Genomic DNA, 25076 nt, shown 5'->3' on the forward strand with positions numbered 1-25076 from the left:
CTGAGCCTTCAAAATACTCTTGTACTATCTCTTCCGGGCTTTTGAAATTCAGAACGTATTTAGCTGTCGTATTGTAACGTCGCTCATGCTTTTTTACCTGACTAATTAAATCTTTTTTTCTTGTAAAAATGTGTCGATTATACAGGATTTTCCCATCTTCTCGATGGTTTCTCTCCACTCTCCCGTTTTGGCACGGCGAATAGGGTCTTGTCCTTCGCAGAACCCAGCCTTTTTCCCTTTCCGCCAGTTCAAAGCGACTTTCCCGATTGGTGTGATCATCGTCGTTCACAAATTCTAAGCTGTTGTCTACCTGAATGGTATGAATGGAAAATCCCATTCTTTCTTATAAATCATCTAAAAATTTTGTTGTCTCATAGGTCGACTTCTCATCAACGATTTTTAGAACACGCTTTCGACTGAATTCATCAATAGCTGTTATCTGGTAATAGCGTAATCCATAGCTTGGAAAGCGGACACATTCTTGCGGAACGTATTTGATGTCTATTTGCACCTTATCTCCCGGAAACTTCTCCTGCAGCCCTTCATAGCGTGTGTAGCTCTTACGATGAGCTTGTGGCTTTCTATAGCCTTTTTTACGTATTTGACGACACATTCTTTCAAAACATCGGCTGTATCCCTTAGAACGACATCGTACATACACTTCCGCCAGACCATACACATCATTTCTTCTTAGCATGCGACGTATCAAACACAGTTCTTCTTCCCTGTGGGCCTTGGGACTTGTTTTCGGTTTTCGTGAACGAAGAGCGAGACCGCCGGCCGTGCCGTCGTATCGCTTCAGTAGGCGATACACAAATTGTCGGTAAGTATGATACCTTCGTGCCGCCTTTGTCACGACGTGCATTAATGCGTATTCACATACTTTTTGACGATATCTCATTTCTTCAGTTATAATCTTACTCAAGAGGGGCTCCTTTCGATGCAAAGAGTTTTTTGGTTAAACACATTGTATCAGAACACCTCTTTTATTTTTTTGAAAGTGTCATATATGTCTTACTACATTACATTGTCATTGTTAAATGCTTTTATATGTTTTTTATTTATTAAAATTTTTTTATTCAATATTTTAAAACTTCTTGCGACTTTAGATTTTTCTTCTCTGCCAGACTTCTTATCTTGCCCTTTATGCTCTCGATATTAATCACGATAATACCTCCATGTATTTCCTAATTTCATCTTCTATTTTAAATAGTCTACTGTATTTTATGAGTCGTCTTAGATTTTTATTTGGTGATTTAAAGTATATTTTTAAGGCTTCTGTAAAAATCTGTTTATCTATTTTTTCTCTGTCGATTATGATGTCGCAAATTGTTCGATCTATATCGTAAACTGGGATAATATTGCCTTGTGGTGATTTTATTTCTGTCTTTCCAATTTCGTATAAATCTTTTTTTACATAGTGAACTTGTAGATCTTCGTACCTCTTTTTGATATGGCTTGCATTGTAGCCTTGAGGTACAGATATATGAAATACATTCGGGGTCCTGTCGGATAGGTCGTGGAGGTATAGGGCTGTTTGATGGGAAAATATTATTCGATTACTATTTGATGATATTAGAACAAAATCATCTATTACTTTTCCTTTTAATTGATATAGTCCTGGTCTTAATCTTTCTAATTGTCCGATTTTGGTTAATTCTGATAAATTATGCCTAGTATATCCAAGTTCTTCTGCTTCTTTGTTAGTTATTACTAAATTTTCTTGTATATATTCTTTAAGTGTATTCATAATCCGCCTCCTCTCGTTTACGCTTTTATTATATGTTATAAAAGCGAATATGTAAAGTTGACTTATAGATATTTTATTATATTGAAAAGGATGTAACGAATTGATGTGTACCCAGAAAACTGGACACATTAATATTTAGTTTGCATTCATGGATGCTAACCTATACAAGGTAGGTGGCATCCATTTTGTTTTCTTCTGAATCCTTTCGTTGTTGTAGTAGTATATATATTCATCTATTGCATTTGAAAACTCTTTAAATGTCTTAAAATCTCTCTCATATCCATAATACATCTCTGTTTTTAGTCTACCAAAGAATGTTTCCATTATGCAATTATCGTAGCAGTTTCCTTTTCTTGACATTGACTGCGTTATTTGATGCTTTTCTAGTTCTTTGATGTAGTAGCTGTTTTGATATTGCCATCCTTGGTCTGAGTGCAAGATTAAGCCTTCTACGCATGGAAACTTTTCAAATGCTCTATCAAGCATTCTTGATACTTGCTCTAGATTTGGATGTAAGGATAAGTCATATGAGATGATTTCGTTTGTATACATATCTAATATTGGTGATAGATAGCATTTACCCCATGTGAAGTTAAATTGGGATACATCTGTAGTCCACTTAGTACATGGCTTTGTTGCTGTGAATTCTCTATTTATGATGTTACTAGCTACTTTACCAACACTTCCCATATATGAATGATACTTATCTTTTGGTCTCTTGCCCAGAAGATTCATATTGTGCATAAGTCTTTGAACTCTTTTGTGGTTTACTATATATCCTTTACTTAAGAGAGTTTGATGAACTCTTCTTACTCCGTATCTACCCTTGTTTGAAGTAAATATTTCTTTTATTTGTTCTTTGATTTCTTTGTTTCTTAGATCAACTTTGTCAACTTTACTTAATTCGTAGTAGTATGTTGATTTAGGCATGTTCATAGCCTTTAAAAGATATTTTAATTTGTACCCTTCAGTCCTTAGTTCTCTGATGACTGCTGCTTTTTCTCCTTGAGATATGCAGCATACTTTTCTCTTCTCAAGGCGTCTAATTTTTTTTCGACTGCTTGTACTGTTCTTAAGTATTCATTTTCTTCTCTTAAACGAATAAGTTCTTCTCTTTCGGATTCGTTAAGTGGCTTTGGCTCTATATTAGTGTTTTCATTCTTATTTTTCATTTTAGGTGGACATCCTCTCTTCTTAATCTCAAGAGAATTATACCCAAATTTTTTATATTTGTTAACCCAAGTGTAAAGTTGACCATCTGGAATACCAGCCTCTACAGCTACAGACTTATATGAATTTCCTGCTAATACTTTTGATATCAATTTAAATTTTTCTTCTGCAGTCCACTTTTTATCTTGCTCTTTGTGTTTAAGGATTTCTTCACCATGAGAATCAACAAGTTTGCTCCAATATCTAATTTTATCTCTAAACATACGTTGTTTGACACCTTCTGGTGTTTCCATCCACTTTCCTTGTTTGTATAGTTCTACGCATTCTTTTTTGAATTCATAACTATATCGCATAAAAATACCCTCCTTACTGGTTTGTCCAGTAAAGAGGGTACATATCAAATCCTTACTCCCTTAAATAAAAAAGAGCAGCCTTTTAAGCTACTCCTGTAGAAAGTACAAAATGAGTTAATTATATTTTTTGTGTTTCCTCATACTAGTCTCAAAACTACTCTTACATCCATGTAGTTTTTCTGATTCTTTTTGACGTATCCTTCTTCATCTTTATCAAAGACAAAATGCTTATAAAACTGCTTAAAATGCAGGATTTCTAAGTTTACATCTTTTGTATCAACGCTATAGCTTCAACGTGCTCATCATTGTCCAAACCTATGTTGAGATTTTCTTCTATAATCGGAAGCTTGAAAGTAATTGATTTTAGCCATTGTCCGTTAGGCTGTTTTTCTTCATAAACTTGAATTTCAGAAATCAAAGCTGTAATTAACTGTCTACGCTCTACATCATTCATGACTTTATAGAGCTTATCAAAATAGATCAGAACCTTATATATGTTATCTCCTGTAAGCTTTTCAGCTTCAATAGTCTGTTTCTTTGCTTTCGCATCAATTAGTGATGATTCTAATTCATCTATTTTGTCATACATGCGATAAAGTCTGTCGTCTAAATCCTGTTTCCTTCTCTTATAGTGCTTATCTTCAACATCTAAATTATCTATTTCCTCAATTAGCTTAAACTTTGTAGAATGACACTTCCTCAATTCCTTTTGGTAATTATCTATTTCTGTTTCTATTTCAGAGGTATCCACCTTCATGTTGATTTTCTCTTGCATCATAGAAGCAAATTTCGGATTACTTACAATCTTGACAATTACCTCTGCAACAGCATCATCTAACAATTCTTCTCTAATTTGCTTACGGAAAGTACACTTATGACCTCTTATCATCTGCCTATGTTTACAACCATAGTAATAAAAATCTTTATACTTTGTGCCATCTTTCTTTTTCTTGATACACTTGTTTCCAAACATTCCCACTCCACATATCGGGCATTTTACAATTCCAGAAAGCAAGTGTGTGCGTGTATCTTTTCCTTTATTCACATGCTCATATTTCTTTGCTTGAGATTTTAGCTTAACCTGAGCAGCTTGCCAAACTTCATCGGAAACTATAGCTTCATGTATCCCTTCAGATATTAGATACTCATCTTGTTCAACCTGCTTATATTCATTTCTTGTACCATGAACTTTTTCTAAAGTTCTTCTTCCAAATGCTATTTTCCCATTATATACAGGATTCTTTAATATCTTTCTTATAAGACCTGCATCAAACAAAGGATTCTTACCATTCTGTCTTGGGATTTTTCTAATTCCATGATTCTCTAAGTATTTAGATATCCCATTGGCTCCTATCGTAGTATTTACATACTGGTCGAAAATCGTTCTTATGGCAATTGCCTCTTCCTCATTTATAAATAGCTTGCCATCTTCAAGTTTATATCCATACGGAGCAAAGCCGCCATTCCACTTTCCTTCCCTTGCTTTTTGAATGCGACCTTCCATTGTTTGAATACGTATGTTTTCTCTTTCTATTTCAGCCACAGCTGATAAAACAGAAATCATTAGTTTCCCGGCATCTTTAGATGAATCAATGCCATCTTCAACGCAAATAAGATTAACTCCATAATCCTGCATTATCTGAAGTGTAGAAAGAACATCAGCGGCATTTCTTGCAAATCTTGATAACTTAAACACAAGAACAAAAGACACTCCATCTTTTCCAGATTTTATATCTTCCATCATTCGATTGAACTGAATTCTACCTTCAATAGACTTGCCAGACTTTCCGGCATCTTCATACTCTCCAACAATTTCATAATCGTTGTAAATAGCAAAAGCTTTCATTCTTGATTTTTGTGCCTCTAACGAATACCCCTCTATCTGTATTGACGTAGATACTCGTGTATAGAGGTATACTTTTATTTTTTCTTTTGACATAGCATTAACCTCAATATAATTTTTCTATATCATATATAAATTTTTGAATTTAAGTTTGGACTATCATTTCAAGTATATTATAACACCTTTATTAGTCCGCCTCAATTAGTGTTTTTGCCATGTCAAAACTATTTTTAATCTCTTGATTTTTTGCTGGCGTTGGATCGGGCAGATTATCTAAATCTAAAACACCAGCATATTTTGTAATCAGATTTGCTATTAAATCAGCCAATCCATTCCAGTCACTATCCACAGACACCCCTCCTTCCTTTACAAACTTTCTATAATCAAAATATGTTTTCTTCTATATTTTAAGTTTAACGACTTTGGTAGGTGCTTGGCAGCAACATAGGAATCTCACCTCCGCCTCTTATTCCAGACGAGCCGGCTTAAACTATTGAAGTATCATTATCACTACTTGCTTCATTGAACAGGTTGCCAAATCTGTTTTTATGTATTCTTATTTATCGCTCGCTTTCTTGTTTCCTTGACTCACTCAGTATTCATTAAACCGAAATTATTCTCAGCAGAAAGGTCATGGCGTAAGTCATAATCCTCCACAAGTAGATAAAGTCCTACCTTGGTCTATTCAGTTTTCAAGGAACAATAGCCTAACGGCTTTAAGAGAGATTCTCTTCAACTTTATGGTTTTCATCACTTCCTTAAATAAAATATAAGGACAGATCTCCCTTCAATTTATAAAGGAAAATCTGCCCCCATCTACAAGGCGTTTACTTTATAAATTCTTTCAAAAGCACCTTTAGCTTTTTAAGAATATTGTTTTTTCGCCATTGTATAGCTTGATAGCTCACTTTCTTACCTCTCGCTATGCTTGATAGCGTTTCATCATTGAAATACAAACGCTCTATGATGTCCCTTTCCTCATCGTTTAGTTTTGATATAGCATTTCTGACTGCCTCAATCATCATCTGTGTTTCAACAATCTTTTCTACATCAACGCTTTCATCAGCAAGGTTATCTATAAAATGTCCATCATGATCCAATGATGAAAAAAAGAGCAAGTGGTTTTTCTTGTCCACCTGCTCTAAATACTTTTCGTGTTCTTTTTCTCGCCAGTAGACTTTATAAATATCTTCACTGACTTTTACCTTTTGCCCTCTGACATAAAGGTAATACTCTTTTACCATAAAGTTTCCTCCATTTCTTTTTTGTCTATTTGTTTTTCAGACAAAAAAGGAGGACTCCTGCATCTTGGCATAAGAAGTCCTCTGAAATGAAAGAAACCTGTTCTTTCTTTTACTATATTTAATTGTTTAGACGAGAATATGGAAAGACAGACAACTGTAAATCTTATAAGAAAAAGGAAGGATTTTGTTTTGAGTTATAACTTCAAAGAAATATATAGCCTTTATCATATCCTGTCCCTCCATTTTACAACTAACTATTCCTCATAAATTAAGCCCTTCTACTATTTCAGGTATCCACGCACATAATAAAAAATCTTATGCTTGTACTTTTTCTTTGCTCATCTTATTTAGTTCTCCAAGCATCATGAAGATTCCAACAACAATCATAATGAAATCAACAAGGGGCTGTGTGAACCAAACAGCTTTTACTCCAAATACCATTGGCAGAAGAATCATTGCAGGAACAAATAGGAATAGCTGTCTAAGCATAACAATAATCCCCGCTTTCTTTCCGTTCCCAATAGATTGGAAAAATGTAATGCTCATGACCATTACTCCATATAAAATAAATACGGAATAGAACAGTCTGAAATTCCCAACTCCCTGTGTTATGATACTTGCTTCTACTCCAAATAAGGAAAGTATCTGACTTGATAACAGCAATGATGGAATCCAAAAGACTGCTGCAAGAACAAGTCCTCCGATAGAAAATACCTTCATTGCTTGCCTTACTCTGTAATATTGCTTTGCTCCGAAGTTTGTTCCGACAACAGGCTGCAATCCTTGACTCATTCCCCAAAGTGGAATAAACGAAAAGGCATATACACGAAGCGATGCTGCCATCAAAATTCCGTTTGGATCTCCGCCATACTTAAATGCCATTTTATAAAGCATAGTCTGTTGAATCATGAACAGAAGCTGCATCATCATAGCTGATGAGCCTACTCCAAACATTTCTTTTTTTATTGCTTCATCGGACTTAATCTTATGAATTTTAACGACTTTACTCTTTTTCAGGAAGTAGTGCAGCGTTACAACCGCCTGAACAAACTGTGCTGTAATCGTTGCAAGGGCAGCACCTTCAATGGCGTATTCACCCATAACTGTCATTAAAATCGGATCAAGAATGATATTCAGTAAAGCTCCAAGTCCCATTATCATCATGGCTTTTTTCATTAGACCTTCGCCACGCATAACCATGTTTGCGGACTGTGTAAAATTTACAAAGAGGGAACCGATAAAGATTACTCTTAGGTATCTGATACCATAAGCTTTGATCTCACCTGTTGCACCGACCATATCTAAAAAATGTGGTGCAAGTAGTATTCCGCCAACTGTTATGATCGCCGAAAACAAAATCACCCAGAAAATCAGGTTGCCCATGATTTTATCTACGGTGTTCTGATCTCCTTTACCAATCGCTCGTGATAAAACAGATGCAGAACCTACACCAAGAAGTGTAGACACCCCGCTGTTAAAAAAAGTAAGTGGCATCGCAACGCCGCAGGCAGTCATTGCAGTTTGCCCTATAATATTTCCCGCAAAGATTCCATCCATTAGTGGATAAAGACCTATTACTATCATTCCGATAACCGCCGGAATAGATAGCTGAAATAGTAAATCTATTGGTCTTTTGATCAATAGTTGTTCTTTCATATCTTGTTTCATTCTTTGTCCTCCCTTGTTTTGATTTATATTTTTATAGGCAATTATTTGTTTGATTGAAAAATTCCTTAATTGCCTTTATATTTTTTTCATTCTTACCACCGTGCCATTTTAATTTTCCATTCTCCATAAACATAAAATAATCACAACAACATTCTACTAATTCCGGATCATGTGTAATAATAAAAATAGTTTTTCCGTCCTCTTTAAGCCTCATCATTTCATTAGAAACTTCTTTCATATTCTTAAAATCCAAACCACTTGTAGGTTCGTCCAAAATCAGTATTGTCCTATCAGAAGCGATAGCACTTGCAATTGCAACCCTTTGTTTTTGCCCTCCGGATAATGACATTGGATGGCAATCTATAAAATCCATTAAATTTAACTTTTTACATATTTCATCGACCTTTTCTTCTTTATTTTCATCGTTCTCTATACTCAAAAGAATTTCTTCTTTAACTGATTCGGTAAATAATTGGTGATTAACATCCTGCATCACCATAAAACATTTTTTCAATCTTTCTTTTGTATCATAATTTTTTGTTTCTATCTTCAAGGTTCCTTTTGCTTTTTCTTCAACTCCACATAAGCATTTTGAAAAAGTTGATTTTCCAGAACCATTATTTCCTAAAACAGCCACAATAGATTTTTGAGGTAATACAGCATCATGAATTTCAAGAAACGGTTTTTTCCCATAACTAAACATAAAATCCTTAATCTCTATTTGTTCCTTAGATTCTATATTTTTCATACGGCTATTGGTGTCAATAGTGTGTATACTCCTTAATCCCATATCATTTAAAGTGCTATTAGACAATTCTTTGAACTCAACACAAGAAAATTCTTTGTTAATTTCCCCATCTTTCATATAAATAAATCTATCTGCAATATCTATTAAATATTGTAGTCTATGCTCTGCAATAACCACAGTTGACTTTTTTTCTTTCCATTTTTTTATGATATCTTTTAACATTTTTATAGTTTGTATATCTAAATTAGAAGATGGCTCATCTAATACATAGATTTCAGGCTCCATAACAGCAGCAGAAGCACAAGCAATTTTTTGTTTTTCTCCTCCTGACATAGAAAACAAACTCTTATCAAGCAAATCTTTTATATTTAATTCTTTTGTTACCTTGCCAATTCTTCTACAAATTTCTTCTCTTGAAATCCCAAAATTTTCACAGGCGAATGCAATTTCACTTGTTGAATCTACATTGAAAAATTGAGTTCTTGGATTTTGAAATACTGATCCTACATATTGACTCAATTCATTAATAGAGTTTTTAGAAATTTCATGTTCATTTACAATAACGCTACCAGTCAAATTTCCGGAATAATACCCGGGAATTAACCCATTTATCAACCTACTTATTGTAGTTTTTCCGCAACCGGACTCACCACAAAATACAACTACTTCACCAGCATTGATATTTAAATTAATATTATAAATTCCAGCATTCTTATTCCCGCTATCATAAGTAAATGACACGTCTTTAAATTCAATCAATGCTATCCCCTCCTATATAAAAATAGTCCTGTAAAGGCAATTGAAAAGAGTAAAATGAGCAAATCATATATAGTAAACTTTACTTTTACTACAGTAGTTCTCTTTTTCAAAGCTCCCAATCCTCTACTTATTGCCGCCGCCGACAATTCATCACCTATTTTTGCAATAGAAACGATTAAAGGTATTGTTACATATTCCAAGTATAAGCTTGGATTTTTCCACGCCTTTTTATTTTTAAAACTAATTCCTCTCATTTTCATAGCAGTCTTAATAGAGTTGTGTTCTTCTTTCAAAGTTGGAATAAACCTGAATGCAACTGCTGTTGGAATAATAAATGCATTGGGAATTTTCCACTTTACCATGGCTGCTATAAACTCGCTCGTTTTTGTGGACATTACAACATAATATCCCAACATAAAAATTGGAAATAGTCTTAAAATTAAGGCATTCAACAATACTGAAATTGTATTTATGAGTGTAGGCAATGTGTACATATCTTTCGTAAAGTGTGCCATAATAGCCAAGGTAAATAGCCCTCCATAAATGAAAGATATCTTAAATTGTTTATTAGATAATAATAATGCTATTGCCACAATGGCGGATATAAGGCTAACTAAAATATCCTTATATCCGACAGACATTATGGTTGTTATAAATATCATAAATAAAATTTTAGTACGAGGATCTAAGAAAAAGCCCTTTGGTTTATTCGGTTTGTATACCTCATACTCTTCCATTAAATGATACCCGCTCTCTCAAAGTGTTTCTTAAGCATTTTCCTCCCTAAATTTGCACCAATAACTGAGCCGATAAAAATAATTCCAAATGCAGCAATCCCCATCCAAGAAGGCATATATTTTGCGAGTGCAAGTGCATATTGTTCTCCCATTTGTTGCTTAACACCTTCCATATAGGTATCTGCCATTACCCACATTGGCATTTGACAACCTATCATTCCGCAAGAAAATAGCCAAAATCCAATAACATTCTTTTTAAAACTCTTAAAACCACCTGATTTCATAACCAGATCACTGATAATTCCAAATGGAATATATCCCACTAACGCTAACCATGTATAGCCCATAAAATACCAAAACACACCGATAATAATTGACATAATCGTAACCATGCCAAATTTTTCTACTTTAGTTAAAAACAACATAAAGGGAATTCCTGTGACTATAGGAATTAGAAGATAGATAGCTGGGTATAAGATAGGTATTGCATTCATCATCCCTATTACAAAAAACAGAACTAAATAAATAGCTGTATAAATTCCTACATTGATTAGATCTTTAGCTGACAATCCCTTTTTCATTTTTTTTAATCCTCCTTAAATTAAAATAATATAAATCTACATGAGCTATATTTGAATAATTCTCATATAAATCATTTTCACTTATGACAGTTTCCAATTAACTGCCTTTTGTCGTGCCTCAACAAAATTTTTATAGATACCTTCTGCTTGAATTAGCTCTTCATGTGTGCCTTTTTGATTTATTTTTCCATTTGCTAAAACAAGTATTTGGTTTGCATTTTTTATTGTCTTTAGTCTGTGTGCTATCATTATTACTGTTTTATTTCTTGTGAGTTCCTCCATAGCAACCTGCAATTTATCCTCATTTTCAGGGTCTACATTTGCAGTAGCTTCATCGAAAATAATAATAGGTGCATTCTTTATCATTGCTCTTGCAATTGATATTCTTTGTCTTTCTCCACCAGATAAACTTGCACCTCCCTCTCCTATAACTGTTTCATATTGTTCAGGAAGCTTCATAATAAATTCATGACAACACGCTTTCTTTGCAGCTTCTATAACTTCATCATGTGTAGCATCTGGCTTGGCAAACTTTATATTGTTCTCAATAGTGTCTTGAAATAAATAAACATTTTGAAAAACCATACTAATTTGTCTCATTAATGACTCCAATGAATATTCTTTAATATTATGTTTACCTATGCTGATTTCTCCTTTCTCTACATCCCAAAATCTCGCTATCAAATTGCAAAATGTAGTTTTTCCAGCTCCTGAAGGTCCAACTATAGCTGTCATTTGGTTTTGTGGTATCTTGACAGAAATATCATCAAGGATTTTTTTGCCTGAATAAGAAAACTCTACATTATCAAAAGAAATATCGAAAGTAGTAGGCTTTATGTCTTTTCCATCAATATCCATCTGTGGAAATTTCTCTAACTTCTTTGTTTGCTCAATAGATCCACTAACAACTCTGAGAGAAGTTGTTGCACTTCCTGCCAATTTTATTTGAGAAAAAGCAAGAAAAGAAATTATAATCGTCATAACTGTATTTAAGAATGAGAGTTCTCCATTGATATAAAAGAAAATACCTGCACCTATTATCAAAATGCTAAACAAATCCAAAAGAATATTTTGCAAAATCGTATAAGGTGTAAACAGTTTTTCACAATCAAGATTTATTTTTCTACTATTTTCAATAGCACCTCTGACTTTTTCATCTCCTTTCCCTGTTAAATTGAAGGATTTTATAACAGACATTCCTCCAATTTGTTCTAAAATGGCATCAACTAATTTAGCAGATGCTTTTTGTCTTTTAGGAAGAACACTCCTTGATTTGCTTTCCATTTTTGAGAGAACAAATAAGTACAATAGGCATCCAATTGCAACAATAAAACCTATTCTCCACTCAAATGCTAAAATCATTATTGTAAATATTATCGTGTTTATAAAACCTGATAATGTATTTACCATAACCATTGCTGCGGTATTTTCTACATCTTCTAAAACAGTTGTAGAAATTCCAACCACTTCACCAATATTGTTTTCATTGAAAAATCCCATAGGTATTTTTTTTAACATTTCACCTATTGCTACTCTTTTATTTGCCACCATGAAATAACTTGCATGGCATTGCTGTAATTGTGAAAAATAATTTGTAACACTTCTTCCGATTATGCTAATAACAAGAAGTATTAACGCGATCCACGCGGGCATCATGCTCATGTCTTTTTGGACAATTGCTTTCACTATAAAATAAATAGCACTGATTTGAAGCATATGAAAAATCGCAAACAAAAAACTTACCCATATAGAGTGATATACATTTTTCTTTTCATCACCTGAGAAATCTAAAATCTTTTTTAAAGCACTTAACATTTCATCCCACCATCCTTTGTTCCTATATGAGCGTTCCACATATTTCGGTATAATTCACAACCTTTTAATAATTCATCATGCTTACCGTATGAAACAAGTTTTCCATTCTCAATTAAGAATATTTGTTCTGCATCTGTTATAGTTGATAACCTATGAGCAATAATAATCACCGTTTTATCTTTTATAAGCTTTGATAAAGCTTGCTTTATAATCACTTCATTTTCAGGATCTATATATGAAGTAGCTTCATCAAGTATTACAATAGGTGCATTTTTGAGCATTGCTCTCGCTATTGATATTCTTTGCCTTTCTCCACCAGAAACATGGCTCCCACTACTTCCGACAACCGTATCGTAACCATGTTCCATTTTCATAATAAAATCATGACAACCCGATTTCTTAGCAATGTCTTCTACTTCTTTATCACTGGCACTTGGATTACCCATTCGGATATTTTCCCTAATACTTTCGTTGAACAAAAAATTATCCTGCGAAACAAAGGCAGTTAAACTATATAATTGCTTTAATGGAATTTCATTAAGATTGTATCCACCAATATTTATATTTCCTTCCGTAATATCCCAATATCCAGCTATTAATTTTGCTAAAGTTGACTTGCCACTTCCACTTGGTCCAACAAAAGCCACTGTTGTCCCTTCTTTTATGTTTAGGGATATTCCATGAAGAATTTCTTTTTCTTCTTCATATCCAAACTTTACATTTTGTAAATCAATATTATATTGCTGGATAGTTACTTCTCTATCAGAATGCTTTTGTTCTTTTCCTTCTAAAATTAAGTTAATAGAATTAGCAATAGTTCCTATCTTAGCAAGACCATCAACAAAATTGATTGTTTCAAGTAAAGGTCCTGCAATACCTAAAGATAGAATAATTACAGATATAAATACTTCTGCACTTAAACTGCCGCTAATGTAGAAATACCAACCAAATGGAAGCACTGTTATCATTGTAGTAGGAGATATATTTTTAGATAAAGATACAGGTAACTGACAGCTCTTCATCCATTCATAAAAGTATCTTGCATTTGCAATGACTTTATCTTTGTACTTTGCGTACGATCTCTTGTCTTGATTAAATGTTTTTATCACTTCTATTCCATTGACGTACTCAATAATTGCAGAATTCATTTCTCGATTTACCTTTACAGATCCTTCATATTGAACAGCATAATTTTTCATTACGAGTCCCATAAAAAGCATTCCCACAGGAATGGATACTAATGATAAAAGAGCCATTCTCCAATCAAGAAATAATAAGTAAATAAATATACTCAAAGAACCTAAGAGATTCGATGTCATTTCAGGCAACAGGTGAGCGAGCGGTTTCTCCATACTTTCAACCTGATCCACTATAATCTGCTTAAAGTTTCCGCTTGGAACAGAGATTATTTCTCCTAATGGCATCTTTGGAAGTTTTTCAAGCATTCTTAAACGAACATCTTTCAGTACACTAAAAGTTGCTTTATGGGATACAGATAAAGCCATAGAGTATAAAAATGATTTTAAGATGTAGGATAACAATCCTATTCCTAACCATAAAGAATAAATTTTAAAATCCTCATTTCCCTTTAACAATTCAACTAAAATACGACTTGCTGCAATATATGGAATAATCCCTGCAATAACACCGATACTCGCTATAAATACAGATGTTTTTAACTTTGAATGTTCCTTTTTTGCAAGCTCCCACAATATAGTAGCAGGACTTTTTTGTTTCATAATCAACACCTCCAAATAAAATAACTTAATTAGCTAACTTAGTTATCTTTATTTTAAAAAATATAAGGGCGCTTAATACCCTTTCCCTTATATTTAAAAACCTCGTAATTTCTCCCATCCATCATAAAAAAACTTCGAAACTATTCTTGTGTTTAACTTTACTTCTTCTTCTGTTTGAGAATGTATTATAATTTCACACAATGCATTAATATAAGCATGGTTTAACAAATGCATTGCATTTTTAGGGACTTCTGATTTTATATTCTTTTTCTTTGAAACAAAGTATAAATTTCTAATTATCTTTTTATATTTTCTTAAATGCTCGTAAAGCCTTATTCTATGTGCTTTCGAGTATTTTTACTGTAGGAAGATACTTCACGTTTCTTTGCATATTTCCTCATGTCTTAGCTGTCAGAAGTGGTAAATAAGTAGTAAATTCATTTGTACTACTAAGCAACAAGACGCTCCTGTTGCTTCTCTTTATTCAAGCGTTTCATTTCTGCCATTGCAGAATCGAATGTTGCATGTGCGTAATAGTTCAGCGTCATGGCTATATTAGCATGTCCCATAATGTACTGTAATGCCTTTGGATTCATTCCTGCATTTGCATAGTTGGTACAGAATGTATGTCGCAAACTATGTGGAGTGATGTGTGGCAATTTATCCTCGTTATACTTATTGTATTTCTTAACAAGACCTTTCATCATGCCGTTGTAATCACTTGCCACTTTTGGATAGTTCTTTCTATTAAGAAAGAGGAAATCACTATATCCATCAATCTCAACACGCTTATCATTCTTTCGATTCGCTAACACTCGCTTAAATGCTTGATAGGCTTCTTCAACCATAGGAACTTGACGTTCGCCACTTTTGGTCTTTGGTGTTTCAATGTAGTACCCAATTTCAGTATCTCTCAATAGCTGATGGTCTATATTGACAAGACGATTCTCAAAATCTAAATCTGGAAGTGTCAAACCACCAAACTCTGAAATACGAAGACCTGTTTTTAAGAGTATCAGAATTTCATCATAATTTTTGCTGTAGGTTTTATCAGCTTTTGCAAAGGCTAACAGTTTTTCTTCCTGTTCTTCTGTTAGTACGGTCTTAGGGACAGTATCATCATCAAGAACTGCTTTCAGTTGAAAGTCAAATGGATTCTTCCGAACACAATCATCTTGTATAGCAATATAGAATGAAGCCTTTAAAGAACGTTTGTAGTTATTGATGGTTTGATAAGCATAACCATTTTCACTCATTCTAATAGCCCATTCTTTAGCGTCTGATGGCTTAATACTGTCAATACTTCTTACACCTAACTTGTCTTTCTTCAAAATATCCATAAGATATTTGCGTCCAGTTTCAGTGTTTTTTCTAACCTTTGGTCTTTGAGCGTTCTGTTTTGCGTAAAGCTGGCAGAGTGTCATTTTCTTTCCTACAACATCAATACCATCATGAATGTCTTTCTGTAACTCTGCGATTTTCTCTCTAAGTGAGATACAATCACGCTTTCCTGCTGGTACTCGGTCTGTAGCCACAAGTTTCCACGAGTAAACAAATTGCGGTTCTCCAAATGAATCTATATATTTGTATAAGTATCTTCCGTCTTTTCGTTGGCTCTCTCCAGTCTTTAAGATTCGACCTTTATTGTCACGTCTTTTTTCTGACATGGCATTTGCTCCTTTCCTTTATGGAAAGAGCCTTGATACGACTTAATACTATTTTATCATATACAAGACCCTTTGGCGACGCTAGATTGCGTCCAATGTATCTATAATTTTTTCAAATTGTTTTCGTTTAATCTGAATACGATTGCCATTCATAATCAGCCAATTTGCATTTTTATTTTCCTCTGCCAAGCGTCGTAGCTTGTTTTCGCCAATACGAAAATATTTTGACGCTTCTTCAATGGTTAGGGTATAACGTTCCCAAATAGGAATGTCAGTCTGCTTCATAAAATCCTCCTTTCCAAATCACTTATTTGGATTTCATAAAAGTTGTTTTACCAGCAATCGAACAGCTTTAGCAAAGCTCACGGGAGTTCCACCCCTGCATGGTTCTCATGTAGCCATACTCATTGCCTGCGACGGTTTTATCACGCTCGGACTATTGACTGTATGGGAGTATCATTATCACGATAAGAATGTCGTTGCAGGCAATCCTGCTAAAGATTGCTTCTCGGATCACTAACATGAATCGCTCGCTATCTTTATAAGATAGGTCATGGCGGTTAGTTCCGTTGGCTCTTTTCTTATCGAAACGTATTCGATTACTTTTATTCAGTTTTCAAAGAACAATGGCTCGTTAGCCTATCAAAACACATTGAAAGCTCAATATGCTTTGGTGGAATAACAAACCTCCCTGTTCGGGAAGCGTGGAATGGTTTAGCACGCTTCCACGAAAGGAGAGAGGATATTACTTAATTTCAAATGACAAAATCTTTGTAATCAGTCTGGTTTCCATTCTTCCACGTAAGACTTCATCAACGACCATACTTTGATTGCCATATTCATCTTTCATAAGTCGTAGGGAACGCTTCGTTATGTACCCTCTGTAATGATGTAGAATCTGGTTAATCGCTTCGGTATCGCCATCTGTTGCCTTTACAATGAGAGGAAAGGGAATCATAGGATATTGTGTTTTCATTCTTCAAATTCCTCCATAAACTTTTTAATTAAGGCTAGTCCACTGGTTCTATGCCGATAGACAGTAGAACGGTTCAATTTCAACAGGTCTGCAATTTCTGAATCGCTCATGTCCATAAAGTAAAACAGCAGTAGAATTTCACGTTTCTTGTCTGGCAACTCACGTAATGCTTCACTCAACAAATCATTTTCAACGCCTACTGATAACCCATTGAGTGTAAAAATCTGAAAGTCAGTTGAATAGTTATCTGTTGTCGCAAACTGGCTAACAAGATAATCGCCAACATCCGAAAAGGACACCTCACGCTTTGCAATCCTTGAAAGATAAAGCATATAATTCTTTCGCTCGTCTTCCATAGCACGTTTACAGATATAGTCAAACTGATTTTCTATTGTGGTCTGAAAAGAAGATGGTTTCATGTTTCTCACCCCCTTTCTGTCTAGGAAAGGAAGTGAGCCTTGCTCGTTTATCTCCTTTCACTCTTAGTCCCAATGTGAAAGGGGGATTTGTTGCATTACTGATAAATAAACTTTGTAAAAAAGTTCTGAATAGCCAAAAAAGCATATAAACAGATTTATTTCTCTGTTTACATGCTTCTGTTATTCTATCTATATGATTTATAAAACCACATTGGTGGACGTACTTATCTATTGCAGATAGACGACTTTTTTTGACAAGAACCCAATGTAAGGAAATTTATTGTATATGATGTACTTCATGGCGACGTTGACCTCCAACAAACCGCCATTTGGAAGTAATATACAATATTTTAACAGCGTAAATAGCACTACCATATAACGGTTTTTTTTATTGGCGTTTAGTAGTGCTTTTTATTAAATATAAACCTATAAACCATATAACACGTTTTTCTATACCTGTTTTTAATTCAGTAGGAACAATAAAATGTATAGAGGTGGTCTACTATGCGTAAAAAAGAAGATAAATATGATTTTAGAGCCTTTGGTTTAGCCATTAAAGAAGCTCGATTGAAACGAGGTTTAACTCGTGAACAAGTGGGAGCATTGATTGAAATTGACCCACGGTACTTAACTAATATTGAAAATAAAGGGCAACACCCCAGCATACAAGTTCTTTATGACCTTGTATCGTTACTTCATGTTTCCGTTGATGAATTTTTCTTACCTGCTAATAACTTGGTAAAAAGCACCCGACGATTACAGATAGAGAAATACATGGATAGCTTTACAGACAAAGAACTATCCTTAATGGAATCTTTAGCCAGCGGTATCAACGAAGCAAGAAACATCGAAGACTAATTAAAAGAATCCATACATAACGGAAAGAGCCGATAAAATGAGATTGTATTAATCTCATTTTATCGGCTCTGCGTCTTTGCGTCTGGCTCTGTAATCACAGTTACTTTGAACTGCTTTATTTCAATTAAATTTTCTTGTCTGCATTTCGGACAATAGAGGGGGAATTTTTTTAATTCAGTATCTTCCCTTATCTTTAATCGTGTTTTATTTCCACATACAGGACACAATATCCACTTGTAGTTTATAATAACTATCTCCTCCTTTACACTTTAATTCAAATCTTTATTAAAAAATATTTCATCTTATTTAACAAGAAACCATATTTATATAACAACATAAAATACACTAAGTTATTTTATTGAACATATATCGTACTTTATCTATCCGACTATTTGGACGACGGGGCTGGCAAACAGGTTCACCGGTAGTAACATGGTACCCTTTTAACTCTGTTAAACAAACACTACGTCCATTTGTAAAGAAAGTTAAATCACTACGATATTCTTGAATACACCGAGCAGGGATTTCTCCACTAAGAATGACCTCATTATTTTTCAATTGAGTGTCTACGATGTTCGCACAATATTTAGGAGCATCGTTGTATGCTCGTGAAAGATATTCCTGTGGCGCATAAATTTTAAAACTAAGATATGGCTCTAACAATTCTGTTCCAGCTTTTTTTAAGACTTGTTCCAATACAATAGGAGCAAGCATCCGAAAATCTGCTGGGGTACTAACAGGGCTATAGTATAAGCCATACTTAAAACAGATTTTACAGTCCGTCACATTCCAACCATATAATCCTTGTTCGCAACCATAGCGTATCCCTTCCATAACTGCATTTTGAAATGATTGATTTAAGTATCCAAGAGAAACCGAGCTCTCATACTGCATTCCACTTCCCAACGGAAGCGGTGATACAGATAAACCAATGGAAGCCCAGAAAGGATTTGGCGGCACTTCGATGTGAATGGTATATTCTGCATTTTTTAACGGTCTCTCCATATAAATGACTGTAGGCTCTTTTAGTTCTATCTCCACATGATACTTTTCTTGCAACAGTGCACTAATCACTTCCATTTGTACTTTCCCTAAGAAAGAAAGTATAATTTCATGTGTCGTAGAATCCACGTAATATCGTAGAAGCGGATCACTATCTGAGATTTCCAAAAGGGCATCAAGCAACATTTCTCTCTGTTCAGGTTTACTCGGTTCAACAGTTGTTTGTAGTAGAGGGTGCGGATTTTCAATCTTTTTTCTCTGTGGCAATAGTTTTGTATCTCCAAGAACACTATTTAACTTCAAAAACTCATTTTGCAAAATAACAATTTCTCCAGAATAAGCTCTATCAATCTTACATAATTCACCATTTATTGAAGTATACATTTCTGTAACTTTTATTTTTTCTTTTTCTGATACTCTAACCGAATCTCGTAAATGTAGTACTCCACTATAAAGGCGTATATATGCAAGACGTTGTCTTTTTTTTGTATATTCAATTTTGAAAACATTTCCGCAAAGTTCAGACGGACCTCGATGTGTTGATGAATAAAATTTATTAGTAATAACTTCTATAAGGTTATCAATCCCTATATTACTTTTTGCACTTCCATGATAAAGAGGGAACAGAGAACAATTCTGAAATCTTATGCTTTCCTCTTGTTCGAGTTCCAATGCTTCTAATGATTTACCGGACATATATTTCTCTAAAAGGTCATCGTTTCCCTCTATTACCGTATCCCATTGTTCAGATTCGGTAAAGTTCGTCACACACATATTAGGATACAGTTCTACCTTCTGTTTGATTACAATTTCGGCAGAAAGTTTCTCTTTAATATCCTGATAAACCGTTGATAAATCAATTCCATTTTGGTCAATCTTATTGATAAAAAAGATTGTGGGAATCCCCATTTTCCTAAGTGCATGAAATAATATACGAGTTTGTGCTTGTACGCCATCTTTTGCAGAAATCAGTAGAATTGCCCCATCTAAAACTGATAATGAACGATATACTTCTGCTAAGAAATCCATATGTCCTGGCGTGTCTATGATGTTCACCTTCGTATTTTCCCACTGAAAAGAGGTTATTCCTGTCTGAATTGTAATTCCTCTCTGACGTTCTAAAAGCGTATTATCCGTCCTCGTTGTACCTTTGTCCACGCTTCCTAATTCTGTAATCGCTCCACTGTTATATAATAAGCTTTCTGTTAAGGTAGTTTTTCCTGCATCAACATGAGCTAAAACTCCAATATTAATAATTTTCATGTGATTTTCCTCCATTCAAAAACCCAAAAGGGCATAAAAATCCCAGTGATAAATACTTTTATCACTGGGATTTTTATGCATAACCATAGGTATACAAAGCATACAGATATTCTCTGGATACTTTAGAATCACATGATAAAGGTATTCTTAAACTGGGTACAAAAAACTAAGCCCTCCTAAAAAAGGACATCCAATTATTTGTTCCCACTATCAAATTGACAGTTTATTTAAGAATACCTTGCCGCATATTTATTAACTCCTTTTAAATAGATACTTAAATAATAGCACGTAAGAGCATATTTGTAAAGGAATCTCCAATTTTTTATCAAAGAGAGTACGTGATTACAAAATAGCTGTAATAATGTACCAATATTTGTTATTCTATAATCTTCCAATTACTCCCGTTCTTTTCAAGTACCAAATCAAATTGAGATACCTGCGTTGCTTTGGTCTGCTGGTCGATATACTCCACTGTCAGCGATACCGTGACTTGATTATCCTTACGATTGTGAATAGGATTTACCAGTTCTTGAAAGATGTACTCTTTTCCGATTGGTTTTAATATCCCGTCATTCACATAGTAGGAAAGTTCACTGGCTGTCGCTGTAGGATAGAGCTTGAAGAACGTCGTTAAAAACTCATTGATTTCATTGGTTGTAATGGAATCAACCGTCCCCTCACTTTCAATGGCTTTTGGTTTATAACTTGATTTCTTAGGTATGTTGGTAATGGTCGGATTCTTAACCAGTACCATATTTCCAGAACCATCTACATAGACACTCACTATATAAGCAGAGTGGACGGTCTTTGTATTTTCTCCCTCTGTAATGAGCTGGTCTACACTGTAGGTTACATTAAACTCATTGTCGCCAGTTGGCTCTACCGTCCATATCTGAAATCCTCTTACAGAAGACGATACAGGAATATCTTTGCGTACTGTATCAACATTGAGAGCTTGAAGTTCATCTGTCAGATAGCCTTTTAGACTTTCCATTCGATTATCAATGGACTTATCGGATTGCTCCCATGAATAGTAGACTTTCGCAAAGTTCTCTACAAAATTTTCTACATGATGAGTATCAACGTATTCCTTTTCTATGATAGTTGTTTCGTGAATAGTATGAGTATCTATAGCTGTAAAGTGCTTGAATATCGCAAAGCTGAAACTAAGCCCTAAAAGTACCCACAAGGCAATCACAACCTTTTTATGAGGATTGACCTTATAGTAGACACGAGGTTTCTTTTCCTTTGGTATCTGTTTTTCTTTATTCTGATTTTTTCTAAATTTCATCATTAAATCTTCCTTTCTCATTGTTTGATTCGTCCTGCTCCCACTAAATGCTGTTGCCAGTAGGGGCTTGTTAAGTCGGCATAACCGATTGGGTCGCCTGCATGAAACATACGGTTATTGCCAAGGTATATCCCAACATGAGTAATATAAGAGCCAGCGTTATAGGTAGAATGAAAGAAAACCAAATCGCCAGCTTGTGCTTCCGATAGTGGGATATGCTGGGTCACATCATATTGCTGTTGTGCGGTTCGTGGTAAGTTAATTCCAGCTTTTCCATACGTCCATTGTGTCAGTCCGCTACAATCAAAAGAAGTAGTCGGGGAAGCTCCACCGTAAACGTATCGCCAGCCCTCATATTTCAGTGCTTCGTCCATGATGGCTTGTACCGTATCATCATCAAACTCTGTTGTGACAAGATACTGCGTTACCAGTTGCACATAAAACATATTGCCATAGTTGTATCGCCAGCCCCCATTGATAGGTATGGCTATGGGATTGGGGTAAGACACTTTTTCGCCACCTGAATACTCTTTTGAGAAACTTTGAGCCAGTTCAAAGGTATATTTATTTCCACGATTAGCCACATACCCTAAGAAACCACCACCATAATTGTAGGACTGGATAACCGATTCTAAATCTACACTGAGCCTTTCGCTACTGGCTAATAATTCACTGAAATACTTCACACCTTGCTTAATGGATTCTTCTGTACTCAATGAATTAGGTGGAAGACCGAGGGATTCCGAGGACTGCATAACATCTTCCGCAGTACCGCCCGATTCCACCTGTATAATCGCAAGAAGTATGTTGACATATTCTTCAACGCCATATTCTTTGGCATATTTTTCTACCATAGGCTTATGAGCCAGCACTTCTGCGGAAACATTCACACCTCCATAATGAATATTGGAAATTCCGCTGTCCTGTTCATCTGAAAATAAAATGGCAACAAACAGAAGCAGTGAGAAGACCATCAAGAATAATCCAGAACCACCAATCACTAAAGTTTTCAACTTCATGGTTTCTTACCGACTTTCTTAATGGTGGCGGTTTTGATTGGTGGTCTACTTCTTGTATTTTGTAGTGGTACTCTTTGAACAGTAGACGGACGTTCTTTTGTGATTGGACGTTGTGAAGTTCTATCTGCTGTAGTGGTTGAAGTTGCTGGCTTTTGAACGGTTTTTTCTTGAACGGTATTGCCTTGGCGTTCCACTTTTGGACTTGAAAAATCGGACTTAACTGCTGGACGCTCTTGTTTGGCTTGTTGAGATTCCTTATATGAAGTCTGAATATTAGACTGTTTTGAGGTCTGTTCATCATGATATTGTTCTTGTCTTGTAGTCGGTCTTTCATGAACAGAAGAAGCAGGCTGTTTTTTCTGTTTGACCTGTTCCATTTCAGAGCGACGCTTCGCAATGGTTTTTCGCCTTTGTTCCTGCTGTTCCTTGCGTCCACTGGCTCTGTCCGCTTTGGTTTGAGAAATACTACTGGTTAAATCACGGACATTCTCTTTTACTTTGGATTTTCCTTGATATACTGCATATCTTGCATTGGTCGGCAAATCTTTAACCTGTTCTTTCAAACCACTAGCAGTGTCTACCATTCTGTCTTTGGTATCAGCTACTGTACCGATGGTTTGACCGATACGTTTTCCAAGTGTTGATTTTTCCTTTCCGTCTGGTCGGGAGTGATCTGCTTGTGTCCTTGCAGAACTCCCCGAACCCGACTGTCCTTTTTTACCTGTAACAATGGCAGACCCAGCCCCTAGAGTAGTCATGGAACGTCCAAGTTTCCGCTGTAGACGGTGCATGTGAGCGTGCATAAGCATACGAGGTTTTCTCATCACACGACTTCCCACACTTTGAGAATCGTTACTCTGTAGAGAAAACATACTCATTAAATCGCCCAGCTTGAAGTAGATTCCTGCAAAGGTCACAATCTGTAGAAAAGCAATCAAAAAGAACGGATAACCAGCCGATAAGGTATAGAGCATGGTTGAAATACTAAATGCTGTCGTAATAATCAATGTGATTCCAGCTCGTGTCAAAATGGTATTAAAGAGCTTTGTTATGGCTCGTTTTGACATACCATCAAATGATGGAATCATGCTTAAAATAAAGCTCACAGGCAGAAACATAGCATAGATGATAAAAAGTACCTGCGAGAAAATCATGATTCCTGTTAATAGGAATACAAATATGGAAATCCCAATATTGAAGACAAATAGGAAGAAGACTGTACCTAAACGGTTAATGGTCTTTGTAATGGTTAGATTGGTATTGCTTCTGTCTTCAATTTCTTCCGCAACAATTTTTTCTCTGTCTTCGCCATTGTTGGAATCTGGGCTGGTGGAGAGCAGGCTTTCCACACGGTCAATACCGATACTTTCAATGTCTGAACTGTTGTATTGAAGCAGTAGCCACGGTTGCTGAACCTGTATGGAAAACAGGCTATCTCTGATTAAGTCCACGCTGTCCTTGCCTTGACTATCGGAATGGGGCATGACAATCTTCGTGCCAAGTGATAAACTGGCATTACTGATGTCTGATGAAAAGTCATTGATTTTTTTAATGTAGTCGGGAGCGTAGGCAATAAAGGAAGCCGATAGGATAAACACCAGCACAAAATTCATAATGGCATGAATTGCCTTTGTGGTTTCTCTCTTTATCAGTCCCGTATAGGCAACATAAACCCCAAGAACCAAAATCAAGAGTAAGAGGAATCCAACATAGAAACCCTCTGTTGAAAATCCGTTTGCACTCACACCAGCTAAGGTCTGCATATTCTTACCAATGGAATCTGCTGTAGCGGAAATGAAGTCTAAGGAATAGGCTTCCTGTACTAAGTAACCTGTCGCATTGGAAACATACAAACTGATTGTCCAAATAAAATTGGTAATGGCATATAGTCCATACATGACCTGTTTTCCAATCCCGTCCGACCAGTTCCACGGAAGCCAGCCCCAGCTATTATCCACATAAAAATCCAGTTGATAGTTTTCAAGTGGGTATCGGCTGTATTCATTTGCCACATTGACCGTATCATCTACCAAGCCCGCAGCTTGAACCACCGTTCCCAGCATGGCTAAAAGAAAAATGGCAATCACAAGTGTGAAAGCCACTGTCATTGCCACTTTACCTAGACGTTTCAGCGTCCAGTTTGATTTTATTCTGTTTACTATTGATGGTTTCAC

The 25076-nt window shown here is 35.2% G+C and carries 24 protein-coding genes and 1 pseudogene; 1 reads left to right on the forward strand and 24 read right to left on the reverse strand.

Annotated elements, in window-relative coordinates; translation table 11 throughout:
• Positions 1 to 343 precede the first annotated feature (343 nt).
• The 18 genes and pseudogenes from F594_RS09795 to F594_RS0101650 form a co-directional block, all read right to left on the reverse strand.
• Positions 344 to 925: a hypothetical protein gene (locus F594_RS09795; RefSeq protein ID WP_019034333.1), complete on the reverse strand. Its 582-nt coding sequence runs from the start codon at positions 923 to 925 to the stop codon at positions 344 to 346.
• A 160-nt stretch (positions 926 to 1085) separates the two neighbouring features.
• A pseudogene (locus F594_RS09995) lies at positions 1086 to 1166 on the reverse strand (nucleotidyl transferase AbiEii/AbiGii toxin family protein); the annotation flags it as partial.
• A complete protein-coding gene (locus tag F594_RS0101575) occupies positions 1163 to 1750 on the reverse strand; it encodes a type IV toxin-antitoxin system AbiEi family antitoxin domain-containing protein (protein ID WP_019034334.1) in 588 nt (195 codons plus the stop codon). The gene F594_RS0101575 and the pseudogene F594_RS09995, both read right to left, overlap by 4 nt.
• 135 nt (positions 1751 to 1885) lie before the next feature.
• Positions 1886 to 2830: an IS3 family transposase gene (locus tag F594_RS0101580; RefSeq protein ID WP_169501864.1), complete on the reverse strand. Its 945-nt coding sequence runs from the start codon at positions 2828 to 2830 to the stop codon at positions 1886 to 1888.
• Positions 2725 to 3273 (reverse strand): transposase, encoded by a 549-nt coding sequence (locus F594_RS09715; protein ID WP_019034336.1) that lies wholly within the window; start codon positions 3271 to 3273, stop codon positions 2725 to 2727. Before F594_RS09715 ends, F594_RS0101580 begins: the two co-directional genes overlap by 106 nt.
• A gap of 262 nt (positions 3274 to 3535) precedes the next feature.
• Positions 3536 to 5212 (reverse strand): recombinase family protein, encoded by a 1677-nt coding sequence (locus F594_RS0101590; protein ID WP_019034337.1) that lies wholly within the window; start codon positions 5210 to 5212, stop codon positions 3536 to 3538.
• A gap of 91 nt (positions 5213 to 5303) precedes the next feature.
• Positions 5304 to 5465, reverse strand: coding sequence for a hypothetical protein (locus F594_RS09615; RefSeq protein WP_000376605.1), 162 nt, complete (start codon positions 5463 to 5465; stop codon positions 5304 to 5306).
• A 478-nt stretch (positions 5466 to 5943) separates the two neighbouring features.
• Positions 5944 to 6360 (reverse strand): sigma factor-like helix-turn-helix DNA-binding protein, encoded by a 417-nt coding sequence (locus tag F594_RS0101600; protein ID WP_000238205.1) that lies wholly within the window; start codon positions 6358 to 6360, stop codon positions 5944 to 5946.
• Positions 6361 to 6675: 315 nt separating this feature from the next.
• A complete protein-coding gene (locus F594_RS0101605) occupies positions 6676 to 8028 on the reverse strand; it encodes an MATE family efflux transporter (RefSeq protein ID WP_000806658.1) in 1353 nt (450 codons plus the stop codon).
• 31 nt (positions 8029 to 8059) lie between these two features.
• Positions 8060 to 9535, reverse strand: coding sequence for an ABC transporter ATP-binding protein (locus F594_RS0101610; RefSeq protein ID WP_000569070.1), 1476 nt, complete (start codon positions 9533 to 9535; stop codon positions 8060 to 8062).
• Positions 9536 to 9537: 2 nt separating this feature from the next.
• Positions 9538 to 10272 (reverse strand): energy-coupling factor transporter transmembrane component T, encoded by a 735-nt coding sequence (locus F594_RS0101615; protein ID WP_000393369.1) that lies wholly within the window; start codon positions 10270 to 10272, stop codon positions 9538 to 9540.
• Positions 10272 to 10853: an MptD family putative ECF transporter S component gene (locus F594_RS0101620; RefSeq protein ID WP_000715596.1), complete on the reverse strand. Its 582-nt coding sequence runs from the start codon at positions 10851 to 10853 to the stop codon at positions 10272 to 10274. Before F594_RS0101620 ends, F594_RS0101615 begins: the two co-directional genes overlap by 1 nt.
• Positions 10854 to 10934: 81 nt before the next feature.
• Positions 10935 to 12668, reverse strand: coding sequence for an ABC transporter ATP-binding protein (locus F594_RS0101625; RefSeq protein ID WP_000947369.1), 1734 nt, complete (start codon positions 12666 to 12668; stop codon positions 10935 to 10937).
• Positions 12662 to 14407 carry an ABC transporter ATP-binding protein gene (locus F594_RS0101630; protein ID WP_000810928.1) on the reverse strand — a complete coding sequence of 582 codons (1746 nt, stop codon included), beginning with the start codon at positions 14405 to 14407 and terminating at the stop codon, positions 12662 to 12664. Before F594_RS0101630 ends, F594_RS0101625 begins: the two co-directional genes overlap by 7 nt.
• Before the next feature lie 449 nt (positions 14408 to 14856).
• Entirely contained in the window at positions 14857 to 16074 is a 1218-nt protein-coding gene (locus tag F594_RS0101635; protein WP_001291561.1) for a tyrosine-type recombinase/integrase, read from the reverse strand.
• Positions 16075 to 16155: 81 nt separating this feature from the next.
• A complete protein-coding gene (locus F594_RS0101640) occupies positions 16156 to 16359 on the reverse strand; it encodes an excisionase (RefSeq protein WP_000814511.1) in 204 nt (67 codons plus the stop codon).
• 460 nt (positions 16360 to 16819) lie between these two features.
• Positions 16820 to 17050, reverse strand: a complete 231-nt coding sequence (locus F594_RS0101645; RefSeq protein ID WP_000857133.1) for a helix-turn-helix domain-containing protein — start codon at positions 17048 to 17050, stop codon at positions 16820 to 16822.
• A complete protein-coding gene (locus F594_RS0101650) occupies positions 17047 to 17469 on the reverse strand; it encodes a sigma-70 family RNA polymerase sigma factor (protein WP_000804885.1) in 423 nt (140 codons plus the stop codon). Before F594_RS0101650 ends, F594_RS0101645 begins: the two co-directional genes overlap by 4 nt.
• Positions 17470 to 17973: 504 nt before the next feature.
• Here F594_RS0101650 and F594_RS0101655 point away from each other — a divergent pair.
• Positions 17974 to 18327, forward strand: a complete 354-nt coding sequence (locus F594_RS0101655) for a helix-turn-helix transcriptional regulator (protein ID WP_001227347.1) — start codon at positions 17974 to 17976, stop codon at positions 18325 to 18327.
• 59 nt (positions 18328 to 18386) lie between these two features.
• On the opposite strand, the gene F594_RS0101660 is transcribed toward F594_RS0101655, so the two are convergent.
• The 6 genes from F594_RS0101660 to F594_RS0101680 form a co-directional block, all read right to left on the reverse strand.
• Complete coding sequence (locus tag F594_RS0101660; protein WP_000336323.1) at positions 18387 to 18554, reverse strand: cysteine-rich KTR domain-containing protein; 168 nt, start codon at positions 18552 to 18554, stop codon at positions 18387 to 18389.
• A 118-nt stretch (positions 18555 to 18672) separates the two neighbouring features.
• Positions 18673 to 20592 (reverse strand): tetracycline resistance ribosomal protection protein Tet(M), encoded by a 1920-nt coding sequence (tet(M), locus tag F594_RS0101665; RefSeq protein ID WP_000691736.1) that lies wholly within the window; start codon positions 20590 to 20592, stop codon positions 18673 to 18675.
• A 15-nt stretch (positions 20593 to 20607) separates the two neighbouring features.
• Complete coding sequence (locus tag F594_RS09480) at positions 20608 to 20694, reverse strand: tetracycline resistance determinant leader peptide (RefSeq protein ID WP_011058339.1); 87 nt, start codon at positions 20692 to 20694, stop codon at positions 20608 to 20610.
• 274 nt (positions 20695 to 20968) lie between these two features.
• On the reverse strand, positions 20969 to 21904 hold the full coding sequence (locus F594_RS0101670; protein WP_001224320.1) for a conjugal transfer protein: 936 nt from the start codon (positions 21902 to 21904) through the stop codon (positions 20969 to 20971).
• Positions 21901 to 22896 carry a bifunctional lytic transglycosylase/C40 family peptidase gene (locus tag F594_RS0101675; protein WP_001842741.1) on the reverse strand — a complete coding sequence of 332 codons (996 nt, stop codon included), beginning with the start codon at positions 22894 to 22896 and terminating at the stop codon, positions 21901 to 21903. Before F594_RS0101675 ends, F594_RS0101670 begins: the two co-directional genes overlap by 4 nt.
• A gap of 2 nt (positions 22897 to 22898) precedes the next feature.
• Positions 22899 to 25076: a CD3337/EF1877 family mobilome membrane protein gene (locus tag F594_RS0101680; protein ID WP_000804748.1), complete on the reverse strand. Its 2178-nt coding sequence runs from the start codon at positions 25074 to 25076 to the stop codon at positions 22899 to 22901.

Source organism: Peptoniphilus lacrimalis DSM 7455, assembly GCF_000378725.1.
Classification (GTDB): Bacteria; Bacillota; Clostridia; order Tissierellales; family Peptoniphilaceae; genus Peptoniphilus_A; species Peptoniphilus_A lacrimalis.